Below are 12,505 nucleotides of genomic sequence, written 5' to 3'. Positions count from 1 at the left end.
TTTATACTTATCCCAGAAATCCTTGCTAATCTTGCTTTCAGACATCAAATTTCTGATTACAAATTTTGTGCATCTGCAAAGGTGACATGCTCCCTGAGTAATGGTTAATCTGAACATGCCATAGTTCAATCGCTTTACCCTATCTCCTTCGCCAGATCAATAAATGCTTTTAATCGCGCGGGCACATGGCGCTTCGTCAGATAGTTAAGGGTGTAACGGGGTAACGACGGAATATATTTATCAAACAGCGTGACTAACTCACCTGAATCAATGAACGGTTCGGCTGGCTTTCGATAAACATAAGCCAGCCCTAGTCCAGCCTTAGCAAAATTGATCATCGACACCAAATCGTTGACGACCATGCGCGATTTGGGCGAGACGGTGTAATTTTTTTTACTTTTACCTTCCACAAATGACCACGGGGCCAGTCGATCTGTACCCCCAAAGCCAAAGCGTATGCCGTCATAGTCTGTGAGATCCGTCGGCTTTTTGGGGCTGACGTTGTGCTCTAGATAGGTGGGAGAGGCGACCAGAGCCATGTCTAGTTTCGGACCAATTTCAACGGAGAAGGAGCCTTTCTGCACCAACGTTTGTGAGCGAATTGTTGCGTCAACACCAGACGCGACTAGATCGACTTTTTGATCGTCATACATGATTTCAAGATTGACGGCTGGATAGGTCGCACAGTATTTCACGATCACCTCATCGAGAAAAAATGGAGAGCTGCTTCGGGGCGCTGACAGACGCAATGTGCCAGCAATTGTGTTTTGATCGTCGTTCAAATCATCCAGCGCACTGGCTAAATCAGTTAGAGCAGGCAGGCTTCTTTCAAACAGTTGTTCGCCTGCATAGGTCAAAGATATTTTTCGGGTGGTGCGCTCAATCAAGCGAACCCCCAAACGTCTTTCAAGACGTTGGATCGTTTCACTGACCGACCCAACCCCAAGATTCAGATTGGCTGCAGCAGCACGAAACCCTTGCGCCCGTGCGACTTCCGCAAATACCCAGATATCATTCAGACTTGCATTTTTCATTGTTCATTTAACAGAGCAATCTGTTTTTTTATAGTTCTATTTACAGTAACAATAAACTTGCCTATATTTGAGTGGTCGGGGTTCAAAAGTACGCAGATATTACTCCGGCCTTCAGAGATTCGCGAGCTTTATTTGATTTTTTGGGGCAGCTAGTCACGAGCGACTCCAAACAATTAAATAAGGCCGGATTTAACGTTTCCCCATATACAGAGAGGCGACTATGGCTGAAATAACAGAGATTTTTGTGTTGAAGATGAAAGATCCTCAGCGTGCTGCTGCCATCAGAGAGCGGGCGCGGGCAGATTTCACCTCCTTGGAAGGAGTTACCTCATGGAAAACCTATGTGACCATATCCCCTGATCGGCCCACACTCTTTGCGGAAATATATACGTTCCCCAATGAAGAAACCGCAAAACGAGTAACGCCACAATTTGCCGAACGTGAGCGGACCCAAGCGTTTCTGGCCGAAATTGAAGAGACGCTAGTCGGACAATATTTTACTGAATACTTACCTACTGAGGCATAGAACGATGAATGACATTGAAAAGCTCAAAGCTGCCCTCGACGAATGGAATGCAGCCCTAGATAGTGGTGATATTGAAAGATTGGTGGCAATTTGTGACCCAGACCTCATCATTTGTAACGAAAATTCTCCAACATCGATGGGTCTCCAGGCTCTGCGTGATAAGTATGCACCGCGTATAAAAGCGTTCACGTTTAAGTCTGAGGTTGAAATTGACGAAATCAAAATATTGGGTGATTTTGCAATTATGGTCACTCACTTTGACGTCAAGACGACTCATAAAGAAACTGGAGAGCAAGGAGGAGGTGCGGGCCGTTTAGTGATTGGTTATCGTCGTGATGAAGAGGGTGATTGGAAAATGGCACTAGATGTTGATAATAACGGCTAATACTTCTGGTTATGAGCAATATCTGGATATCAGTGGGGCGCATAGCTAACTTCCTGTACCAGTGCTTTCCTCAGTAAATTAGAGGAAATAAGGCTAAGAAGAGCCGTAAAAACAGCATTTACGGCTCCCAAACTACGTCAGTTATCATTTTTTGTCTCTAGTCCATGCTGCTTTGCAGACTCCAAGGAAATGTCTGGAAGATTGCGGAGCATGTCATCCCAAGTGGGGTGCGATGGCCGATGGCCGGTCAAAGACCATCGCAACGCCGATACAACAATAGGCAACGGCTCAGCCAGTACGGCAGGAAAGTCTGCCTCTTCTGCCAACTGTAGACTAAAGGCGAGCTTTTCCTGGGGTGGCGTAAATTGAGCATCGATACCTGGTTTATTGCCCCTCGCATCTACGCGATACCAACCTGTTTCTGGCAAATAAATGGCATTAAACCCATGCAAACTATAGGGTGCACCTTGGTCATCAATGCTGAGTCGCTGGTAACAAAATCCCGCTGGGATATGGTTGGCTCGGAGGAGTGCGGCTAATAGATGACTTTTGGCAAAGCAGTAGCCTGTTTTGTGTTTGAGGACTTCAGAGGCGCGGCAGGTGACAGGATTCATCTGATAGTCAGAACTATGGCGAATCTGATCGCGGACCCATTCGAAGGATTGTTTGGCGATGGTCTTTGACCGGCTATTGGTCATTGCAGTTGATGATTCACAGCCTGATGCCAACTGATGAGCCAGTGCAACAATGTCAGGATGGTGCCAGTCAATAACCTCACTGGCTTTGAGATATTGCTCCATCTCATCGGTTACCATGCTTGACCTCTCACTGTGTTCTGATAGGTTCAATCTAAAGTCATAATCAAAATAGTACCTGTTTAGAAGAGTGATACTTAAATAAGACCTAATCTCGCTGAACCTGCTGTTCGGCTAGCCGAAAGTAATGATTGGTCCCATGGCAAGGCAAACAACTCCTATTGACCAACATCTAACACTTACGGGATAGTGCCAGTTCCGATGGTACTGAACTGCTAGGCTCGATTTTTTGAGGCTGCTCCAACCGTTAGAGAATTCGTTGACTGTTTATTCTTCGCCCAAGCAACTCCAGAAGAACTAAATCCCCTAGAGTCGCTGAAGTTCATTCTAATCAATGACATTATTAATAAATCTTAGGCCTGAGTTTGCTATCAATTAGCATCACAATTTAGAAATGATGTCCGCCATGATGGACGCGGAACCTTTTCCAGTGACAATGCCGCTTGAACTTCACGATTTTACGGCCATGGTGATAGAAGACGACTGGGCGCTTGAAGCAGACCCACTTTTTGCGCCAGCGTACTCGACGAATTCTATGTCTTTTTCGCCACCGAGATCGCCATCGGGAAGCCACTAATGTGCTTTCAACTTGCTCCGAAGTTTCAGGCTGTTGTCCAACCGATGGAGAGAAGGCATTCGCTTGAGGGATAGCGAGTGTAGTTGTGGTTGCTGCCATTACACCTAGCAGGGTAACTTTTATTGGCTTTAGCATGATGGATTCCTCCAACAGAAATCAAATTTAGAACGTTGACTGATTGATCAGAGATTCTCCAGATGAAGCCATTTTGAGTTCTCTGTTTATTAGTAATAGATAACCGAGAAACTTGCTTTCAATCTGTTTGTCTCTCTTCTTACAAGGTATCGGTAAAGTCTTTCTGTTTATCTAACCTGGATCACATCAACAACGTGATACTTCTTGTTTTTAAACGTGATCTTTAACAGCGATATGAGTCTAAAAGGTTCTAAGGGATTTCTGGAAAGCTTTCAGATATAGGCTTGCAGCTGTATTTTTTCCCTGCTTCTATAGTATGCTTCTATCTTTTTGATATACTCGGGCCAGTATTTACAACATAAAAGTGAGCTATATCTATCTTTGTCAGAACTCATATATATTGTCTTGATAGACTAGGCCTAGAATGAAGAAATATTTCTTTGCTTTTTTTCTTTTGTAGATTTTACATACAAAGATCAAATGTTGATTGCAAGTATTAGATCAGCTCTCTATTACCTAAAGAATCTAGGCCTGTTTTAATAACCTGGATAAAAAGTAGGATGACTCTACCCCATCTTGAAGTAATCGATGAGTCCTCTCACTGATCTACCGTGTGTGTATTACAGGATGTGCCTGGTATCGAGATTGATGGTGAATCTGATCGCCGACTCGTTGGCAGGTGTTGTATGCGATGGTCTTTGACCGGCCTGCCTCCAGAGAAGGAGCTTCGCTAACGGCCATCGCACTCAATGATTCACAGATTGAAGCTAAGTGATTGGTCAGGGCAACAATGTCAGGATGATGCTAGTCAATGATCTCACTAGCTGCGATATATTGCTCCATATCAACGGCTACCATTCTCTAACTCTTACTGAATTCTGATAAGTTCAATCTAACGCCACAACAATGAAAGTATCTGTTTGGAACAGTGAGACTCAATCTCTTAGTCATTGCAGAGTAGGCAATATGCTGCCCATTATATGGACGATTACCCAATCATAGAATCCAGTATCAGTACACGGGTGCTTACGTCTGCTGATGCTGAGGCATATCGTTCAGTACGCCTGCATGGCCTGCATGAACGGCCTCCCGCTTTTGGTTCGCTCCCTGAAACAGAACCCAATCTCGCTGAAACTACAGTTCGACTGGCCGAGAGTGAAGATCGTTGCTTCTTTGGTGCCTTTCAAGACAAACAGCTTCTCGGCATTGTCCGATTGTCTCGCTATGAAGCCGCTAACGAAAAACATCGTGCTTATCTGGCGGGCCTTTATGTCCTACCCGAATTTCGTAGACGTGGCTGTGGCAGAGCGCTGGTGAGTCAAGCCTTACATCGAGCAGCGATGATTGCTGGCATCAGGCGGGTCAACTTAACGGTTGTCACCCAACAAAAAAGTGCCATTCGCCTTTACCAATCTTTTGACTTCCATATCTACGGTACAGAGCCGGAAACCTTTATCAAAGATGGACAATTCTATCCTACATTCAGCAGGCTAGCTAGCAGAGCAGATAATATTTTTTACAGCCCTTCCCAAGGAACGGCAAGATAAGTTGCTGCCTGCTGTTGAGCTTGATGAGATGCTTGGCACCATCAAGCCAAACTAAATGGACGGCCTGAAAGCATTGGAGAATCCAACGTAACGTAGGTTTCGTAGTTTGTTTCCCCTTCTGATTAGGGAGAGTTGTTTGTACTTGTTCTAGTGCATTTCTTAACTGTCGTTGTCCTAAGCTGTAGACCATCAAACACAAGGCCATGATCATGGCTAAGGCAGCGATACGCCGAGGTGTCTTCAGGAAAACACTAGAGGCAAAGAAGAGTGGATCTTTGATAAAGCGAAAGCCTCCTTCACACGCCTGCTGGTTCTTGTACTCGCGCAGAATATCATCATTGCTCCATTGCTCTTGTTCCAAGAGATTGGTGGCTAAGATGAAACGACCTGCTTGCCGCCGATAGCGTTCGATGACTGGCTCATTGAGGGTTAAGGTAGCCTCAATAGAATAGGTGTAGTGAGTCACAACCGTTGCTTTTGTCGGTCGTCCAGCCTTTGAATAATGAGGTTTTTTTATGGATTTTGAGATCGTCAAGGGTGTGATACCTGAGGATTTTGCCAAAATCTTGGGCTGCAGCTAAAGCATCTGCAGGGCACAAGAAGGTCTGTTTGCAGAGGGTTTTAAGTGCAGTAGTTTTTTGGCTAAACGCCTGATCAATCCGCTTTTGCACTTGTTTGAGTCCAGAGTCTCTGCGAGCTTTACTTTCAACCACCAGCCACCGTTGTTGAATCTCTCCATAGGTACTACATACTTCGACAAAGCTATAGCCGTTGAGAGCACTAGGGTGAAACTGTGAACCCGGCAGCCCTTGTAGTAAGTCTTGGGCTGCCGTTGAACTTGCTGGAACTCGGCTAATCCAAGATGTACTTCCTAATGCTTGCAGATTGTCGGCACTGTAGAGGGCACTATCAGCAACAATCACCTCTGGCTGTTGCTGACTCCACTGTTGCTTAAATTCATGGATGATAGGCACAAACGTACTTTTGTCCGCATCATTACCGTTGCCCACTTGTAAAAATAAAGGAATACCCCCGTCCCCACTCACCAGTAGGTTCAATACAAACTGCTTGAGATCACGACGATTGTCCCGTGAGTAGCCGTAGGTGATTTTCACGGGTATCGGCTCCTCTGACTCAGCCAGTGCAGGGGAGGGGGACTCAGGTGCAGAGGGGGATTCGTCTGACGCCTCAACCTGTGGTTTATCTAAGTATTGCCCCTCAACACTAAGGCTTGTCGCATCTAGATGCGCACACCTTAGAGCTACATCGAATTTCTGAACGACTGCCATTGCCACATGGATAAATATCTGGGTCACACCATAGGCATAGAGCTTGTCGAGGACTCGACCGATACGGGTATCGTTGAGGTGCTCTGGCAGTACACCTTGACCGAGTAAGTGCTCGGTTGCTTTGCTTTCGAAAAACTCACTAAATAAGTACAATGGAGCACTCAAAAAGCCCATACCATTTAGAATCAGGGCTTTGACAACTTGACCACAACTAACATTCTCTTGCTCGTGAGTACCTAATAATCGATCCACTATTTCGACAATGCCGATCTCATCGACGATACCGGCGATAATACCGAGATGGTCAATATCCTGAACGTCTATCTCTTGAGGTGAATACATGGACTTGCGTTGAGGGACAACCTCAAAATTATCCCTTGATGGTTAGTACCTGCTGAATGTCGGTTCTATGATGAGTACTTGATGACTTTGGAACTGAATGCTGACTCTTGACGAGGTTTAATCCCTCAACCGTTATGTTGGACTCTCGATTCAGATCATGGCAAGGGTCAAGAACCGACTTTCTTCGCTTCAGGAATGAGGTTGAACAATATCAATTGGCATTAGGCCAAGCAGCTCAAAGGTAAAAGCATTCACTGTTGTCGGGCTGCAATCACAATTTTGGCGCAAGCTTCGGCATCTGAAAGGGCTTGGTGATGCTGCAAAGGGATATCCAAGAAGTCACAAACGTTGGGCAATTTTGTCGGCCGAATGTTCCATACGTCCCGAGCAAGCTGGACGGTGCAGAGAAAGGGGAGCGGCAAGGGATCTAACTCTGCTATCTGGCAACATGCATTGAGAACTGACCGATCAAAATTAGCATTGTGGGCAGCAACAAAGTCACTACCAGCAAATTTAGGTTGAAGATTTGGCCACAGCTCGGCAAAGGTTGGATGATGTTTTACATCTGACCAGGTAATGCCGTGAATATGAGTGAATTGAAATTTCTGACGTGGGGGGCGAATTAAGAAGTGGGAGCGATCAATAATCTGGTCATCTTCCACGCGAATTACGCCAATAGCACAAGCACTATCTCTTTGATAATCTGCTGTTTCAAAATCAATGGCGACAAAGTTGCCTGATGTTGCCTTGGTGCTCATAGCCGTGGGAGATCTGTGACAGCCACCTCATTGTAAAGAAGACTCTGGGTTTAACCAATGTCCAACTCCTGTTTGGAGGATTTAGCCATAGATTACAGCAATCTTTCGTTGGCAGGTGCCTAGTAGTTTTGCCATGTTCACATTTATATCTTGATTTTGAGACAGCAAAAAATTGCTGTCCTTGATGTGCCTAGAAGCGTTTTTACTGGTGCTCCTGCGATGTCAAGACTGCCGCCTGAGTAGTTACCATCTATCCTTGTAAATGTAGATATCTAGCTGAGTGTGAATGGCTCATCTCTACCATGAACGGGTTTCAAACACTTATGTTCTAATCAATCTGTATAAGCACTTAGCTAAAATTAATTACATAATCATCGCCATAGTTTTTCAAAACTCTTTCCACATATTCGACCAAAGATGACCACCCCCAGTAGGCACTCATTTCAATCCACTGATATTTCATGAATTGCCACAGACGCTCAATCAAATTTAGATGGGGAGAATAGCTTGGTAACTCAAACAAGGTAATTCCCCGTTCGGCCCACTCTGCCTTCATCTCATAGATTGCTTGGCTCGTATGGATAGGGGCTTGATCCATCACAATGACGGTGGGCAACTCCACGTCAGTAAAGAAGGTATCAATGCAATGACTGACAACCTCACTGGTGATGGTCTGTTCTGATGTATAAGCATGTAGCCCTTGTCGTCGACTCAAAAACCCCAGAACATTCAAGCGTTTACTTGAACGAGTCGGTATTTCCAGATAAGTCCCTATGGGTTGCCATCCATAGGGAATACAGGGGACTAACGAAAAACCACTCTCATCCATAAAGAATAGGTGGATGTCTCCCTTCTCTTCTTGTTTCTTGAGATGTTCTAACTGCTGTTTTTTTCGAGGTAGTCGGCATATAAAGGCTGGCCTGATGTCCCTTGGCGAAAGCGATGCCAGCTCATATCCATCTGCTTCAAGACGCGTTTAACGGTGGCCTTTGACACGCGCACTGACCACTGCTGTTCAATCTGAGCTAGCACCCGATTGAGTTGGATGGGAGATGCCTGAGTCCACTCATAAATCTGCTGTTGTTGGTCGGGATTAAACATCGGTTTTCGACCTCGGCCTGGGCGATTATAGAGTCCTGCAAAACCACGGTTATTCCAAGCCTTAAGCCAGTTGTACACGGTTTTAGGACTCACACTAAAAAGGGAGGCTAAGGTGTAGGGACTCCCACCCTGGGCAGACAAAATCAGGCAATGGGCGCGTTGTCTGACCTGATGATGGCGACTACAGCGATAAATCCGATGCAATAAGCGTAAGCTTTCGGTGGAGATAGGACGGACAATTGACATCAAATCAATGGATGTAAAAAAGAGGACTCAGGTAGTTTACAACCTGGAAATTCTATGTAATTAATTTTGTCCATCTGCTTATCTACACAACACGTTGGGGGAAAGCATAACTGTGAGAGAACACGATGAAAAATTTATTGTTTCAGTTGGGTTGTCTCCATAAGATCTGGGTAAAACTTGCTTATGTCGGGGTTGTTGTTTGTGCAAATACTAGTTTGCTATCTGATGGCATTGCTCAATCAGTTGAACATACGAGTACACCAGACCAGCCAGCGTTGACAAACACTATCCAATCACCTTTGGTTGCGGACGATGACAGGGCACTTGGAGACACCGAGTCTTTGGGTATTGTTACCCCAAACTTCTCTGAGGCTTTTGGCAAGCTCGAAAAAGGTTCTTCTGCAGCTGATGTTGTTGCATTTCTAGGTCCCCCAAAAAGTAAAGGCAAAAAGCAGTTCTGGGGGGGAGGGCCTACTTTTCGCTATGCACAATATTGGGAATACCCTCAACAGGGTATTGCCTTACTCATGGTCTCTGATACTCAAGACAGTCCCCAACGTGTTTATGACATTTCTATAAAGTCACCTTCACAACTGCAAACGAAGCTTGGGCTTAAGATTGGTGATTCAAAACAAACGTTTCTTGAACTCTATGGTGACGGTAGGATGTGTGGTCCAAGGATAACTGAACTCTCAAGTCATGGGATATGTGAAGAGGGGGCTAGAGATGAAGTGTACAATGGCCAGTCACCCATATATGTATCTGAAGATCATCATGTCGGTGGTTTGATTAAGTACTACGGGGGCTTTTTCATTTGGATGGATCAAGGTCGTGTGAAAGAGATGATCATTGCGGGTGGTGTTGGATAACAAATGCCTTTGCGATTGCCTTCTTCTAGTTGGGAATAATAGCTCTAGTGATAGCGTCTATCAAGCAGCTCAGGCACTTCCTTCTCAACATTCCCCTTCATAATTAATTGACCGATCGCAGACTTAACCAAAATCTATTCGTTTTGTGTTTTAGTTTTCTGTCCTCATCAGTGAAACTATTGGTTAGAAGCTAGTAACTGGTAGGCTACGAATATAGTCCTGCAAAACAGCATTGATTACCTATGACTGACGCTAGCACTTCAGAGACACGTCGCATTTTGGTATTAGGCGGCACAGGTACGATTGGGCGAGCCACCGTTGCCGCGTTGGTGAAGCGCGGTTACAAAGTTGTTTGTATTTCTCGACAACAGGCGGGGGTTGGCGGGCAATTAACCCAAGAAAAAACTGCCCAGCTTCTACAAGGTGCTGAGGTATGCTTCGGCGATGTCAAAGATCCTAAGTTCCTTGCTGAGCAAGTTTTCCGTAATCAACCGTTCTATGGAGTGGTATCCTGCTTGGCCTCACGGACAGGAGAGCCAGATGACACCTGGGCCATTGACTATCAAGCCCATATGGACGTTCTCTCCTTGGCGAAAGAATCTGAGGTGAAGCAGATAGTGCTGTTGTCAGCCATCTGTGTGCAAAAGCCGCGCCTTGCGTTTCAACATGCCAAGCTTGCCTTTGAAAAAGCCCTGAGAGAATCCGGGCTAATCTATTCCATTGTCCGACCCACCGCCTACTTCAAATCCCTAGCTGGGCAGGTGGCCAAGATTCAGAACGGGAAGCCGTTTTATCTGTTTGGTGATGGTAAATTGACCGCTTGCAAACCGATCAGTGATCCAGATTTAGCAGCCTACATTGTGGATTGTCTAGAAGACGCTTCACTGCAAAACAAAATTCTGCCGATCGGCGGGCCTGGACCTGCTCTTACCCCCTTGGAACAGGGAGAATATCTGTTTAAACTGCTGGACTGCCCACCCCGCTTCAAAAGCGTACCGCCTGGAATTTTGAAAGGAGCGGCGACGTTGATGGGCGGGGTTGCCAAGATTGTGCCGAGTTTGGCTGCCAAAGCTGAGTTAGCACGCATCGGACATTACTATGCGACAGAATCGATGTTGGTGCTAGATACCGAGACGGGGCTTTACGATGCTGATGCAACCCCTGAAACAGGCACAGATACTCTATTTGAGTATTATCAGCGCCTCGTGGACGGTAGCGAAGCAGCCGAACGGGGTGACTTCGCCGTATTCTAAGCTTCTTGTTGCCCATCATGTCTCGTCACCGTGCCCAACAATTAGCGTCAGAGTTTCTGGCCCGTGCCGATGCCAAAGGATGGTTTGAAGCCCTCTATGCTGAAGCTGGGAATGATTATGCTGCCGTGCCTTGGGCTGATTTGGCCCCCAATCCAAACTTAGTTGAGTGGAGCATTGCCCAGGAATTAAAGGGGGTAGGCAAAACGGCTTTGGTCATAGGCTGTGGTTATGGGGATGATGCTGAGTTTTTGGCGGAGTTGGGGTTTGAGGTTATGGCTTTTGATGTTTCGCCAACTGCGATCGCACAGTGTAACCAACGCTTCCCCAATTCACCGGCATCCTACCAAGTTGCAGATGTGCTAAACCCTCCAGCTATTGGGTCTCAAGGACTTGACTTTGTTTTAGAATCCTATACCTTACAAGTCTTTCCCCCAGCGTTACGCTCTGTTGCCATCTCAAAAATCAGTACCTTAATAGCCCCACTGGGCCAACTCTTAGTGATTGCGAGAGGTCGTGAAGAAACAGATCCACCGGGTCAAATGCCTTATCCCCTGACTCGGAGGGAATTAGCAACATTTGAAGATTTGGGGCTGAGTAGTCAGTCCTTTGAGGATTTTCTCGATAATTAAAATCCTCCTGTCCAAAGATTTCAGGCATTGTATACAGTTGAAAGTACAGCCTAAAAAGAGTCTATATACCGACCACTTAATAGCTGTTGGACAGGGGGCATCTGGGATTATGGGCAAGTAAAATTGCCAAGAATGCTTCATTCCCAAATAGCGTGGAGTTAAAAGGTGGGATCAACGTTTTTGCTGCATAAGCCTGTCATTTACGGGAGTGCCTTAGCCAACTCGCTGTTCTTGATCGTTCTGCTACTTCACATCATTCCTGCAGTGATGGCCCCTATCTCTGCCATGGTGGCTTTCCTAGCTCGCAAAGGCAGTAAATTACACCTGCGCTCTGGACGATTTTTTGCCTGGTCGATGGCTACCATAGCGTTAACAGGTATTGCCCTTGATATTGTCCGACTCGGTTTTTTCGTGGAAGAAAACCATATGAAATATGCGGGGTATACCATGCCTGCGACTTATCCCGCTCGTTTGGGTTTCATGTTTGTGGGGGTCTGTGTTCTTTACATGCTCCGAGAGGTGACCCCACCTCGTATATTTGGTCGGCAGTCAAGGGAGCAAGCCGCTTCAGTAGTCCCTAGTTTGTTGGTCGGCACCGGACTATCCCTCACCGCCATCATCACCTTGCGACTCAATCCGTGGACAGGTGCCTTGTGGATGATCTGGACATTTATCCTGATTGTGTTCGTCATGGCACAACCCCCTTCTCCCTCGATGAATAACCGTGAGGCAGATGTGGCACGACATCGTTTTGGGATGAGCTGCTTGGCAGGATATAGTTGGTGGGGGGCTTTGCAGGGATTTGGACCCGCCATCGCCATCCTGGTTAATGGCGATGATCTCTCGACCACAGCATATATGGGCAATCAGCCAGGTCCATTTTCGCCAGCATTTTTTCTCTTTTTCATTTCCTGGGCACCGTTCTTTGTCCTTGCCGCATATTTGATTCGCCGCTTCCAGAAACTACGTCAAACAGGAGCCAAGGTGGAATCCTCATAA

General features: G+C 46.1%; 13 protein-coding genes and 1 pseudogene. 7 read left to right on the top strand and 7 right to left on the bottom strand.

Features of this window, described 5'->3' with window-relative positions:
- Window positions 1-134: 134 nt before the first annotated feature.
- Window positions 135-1,034, bottom strand: coding sequence for a LysR family transcriptional regulator (locus HRE53_RS09890; RefSeq protein ID WP_235110224.1), 900 nt, complete (start codon window positions 1,032-1,034; stop codon window positions 135-137).
- A 220-nt stretch (window positions 1,035-1,254) separates the two neighbouring features.
- Between HRE53_RS09890 and HRE53_RS09885 the strand changes: the two genes are divergently transcribed.
- Together HRE53_RS09885 and HRE53_RS09880 are read left to right on the top strand one after the other, a co-directional pair.
- Window positions 1,255-1,560 (top strand): hypothetical protein, encoded by a 306-nt coding sequence (locus HRE53_RS09885; protein ID WP_235110222.1) that lies wholly within the window; start codon window positions 1,255-1,257, stop codon window positions 1,558-1,560.
- A 4-nt stretch (window positions 1,561-1,564) separates the two neighbouring features.
- Entirely contained in the window at window positions 1,565-1,945 is a 381-nt protein-coding gene (locus HRE53_RS09880; protein ID WP_212663277.1) for a DUF4440 domain-containing protein, read from the top strand.
- Between the two features lie 137 nt (window positions 1,946-2,082).
- Here HRE53_RS09880 and HRE53_RS09875 read toward each other — a convergent pair whose 3' ends face one another.
- The 3 genes from HRE53_RS09875 to HRE53_RS34325 form a co-directional block, all read right to left on the bottom strand.
- Window positions 2,083-2,745, bottom strand: coding sequence for a transglutaminase family protein (locus tag HRE53_RS09875; protein ID WP_396133449.1), 663 nt, complete (start codon window positions 2,743-2,745; stop codon window positions 2,083-2,085).
- A 403-nt stretch (window positions 2,746-3,148) separates the two neighbouring features.
- Complete coding sequence (locus HRE53_RS09870; RefSeq protein WP_212663276.1) at window positions 3,149-3,472, bottom strand: hypothetical protein; 324 nt, start codon at window positions 3,470-3,472, stop codon at window positions 3,149-3,151.
- Window positions 3,473-4,078: 606 nt separating this feature from the next.
- A complete protein-coding gene (locus HRE53_RS34325) occupies window positions 4,079-4,213 on the bottom strand; it encodes a hypothetical protein (RefSeq protein ID WP_255801351.1) in 135 nt (44 codons plus the stop codon).
- A gap of 281 nt (window positions 4,214-4,494) precedes the next feature.
- Between HRE53_RS34325 and HRE53_RS09865 the strand changes: the two genes are divergently transcribed.
- A complete protein-coding gene (locus HRE53_RS09865) occupies window positions 4,495-5,019 on the top strand; it encodes a GNAT family N-acetyltransferase (protein WP_235110219.1) in 525 nt (174 codons plus the stop codon).
- Here the strand turns inward: HRE53_RS09865 and HRE53_RS09860 are convergent.
- The 3 genes and pseudogenes from HRE53_RS09860 to HRE53_RS09850 all read right to left on the bottom strand — a co-directional run bounded on the left by HRE53_RS09860 (window position 4,967) and on the right by HRE53_RS09850 (window position 8,755).
- Window positions 4,967-6,650: pseudogene (locus HRE53_RS09860) on the bottom strand (IS1634 family transposase). The gene HRE53_RS09865 and the pseudogene HRE53_RS09860 sit on opposite strands and share 53 nt — an antisense overlap.
- Window positions 6,651-6,901: 251 nt before the next feature.
- A complete protein-coding gene (locus tag HRE53_RS09855; protein WP_235110218.1) occupies window positions 6,902-7,408 on the bottom strand; it encodes a 3'-5' exonuclease in 507 nt (168 codons plus the stop codon).
- 349 nt (window positions 7,409-7,757) lie between these two features.
- Window positions 7,758-8,755 (bottom strand): IS630 family transposase gene (locus tag HRE53_RS09850; RefSeq protein ID WP_235110217.1). Its coding sequence is split into 2 segments (ribosomal slippage): window positions 7,758-8,302 and window positions 8,302-8,755, totalling 999 coding nucleotides; the frame shifts between segments, so codons are not numbered across the junction.
- Between the two features lie 125 nt (window positions 8,756-8,880).
- Here HRE53_RS09850 and HRE53_RS09845 point away from each other — a divergent pair.
- The 4 genes from HRE53_RS09845 (at window position 8,881) to HRE53_RS09830 (ending at window position 12,505) form a co-directional block, all read left to right on the top strand.
- Entirely contained in the window at window positions 8,881-9,624 is a 744-nt protein-coding gene (locus HRE53_RS09845; RefSeq protein ID WP_235110216.1) for a hypothetical protein, read from the top strand.
- Window positions 9,625-9,866: 242 nt separating this feature from the next.
- On the top strand, window positions 9,867-10,877 hold the full coding sequence (locus tag HRE53_RS09840) for an NAD(P)H-binding protein (RefSeq protein WP_235110215.1): 1,011 nt from the start codon (window positions 9,867-9,869) through the stop codon (window positions 10,875-10,877).
- Window positions 10,878-10,894: 17 nt separating this feature from the next.
- On the top strand, window positions 10,895-11,506 hold the full coding sequence (locus tag HRE53_RS09835) for a class I SAM-dependent methyltransferase (RefSeq protein WP_235110214.1): 612 nt from the start codon (window positions 10,895-10,897) through the stop codon (window positions 11,504-11,506).
- A 165-nt stretch (window positions 11,507-11,671) separates the two neighbouring features.
- Window positions 11,672-12,505 carry a hypothetical protein gene (locus HRE53_RS09830; protein WP_235110213.1) on the top strand — a complete coding sequence of 278 codons (834 nt, stop codon included), beginning with the start codon at window positions 11,672-11,674 and terminating at the stop codon, window positions 12,503-12,505.

Source organism: Acaryochloris sp. 'Moss Beach', from assembly GCF_021497025.1.
GTDB lineage: Bacteria > Cyanobacteriota > Cyanobacteriia > Thermosynechococcales > Thermosynechococcaceae > Acaryochloris > Acaryochloris marina_A.
This window is presented reverse-complemented; position numbering and strand designations above follow the sequence as displayed.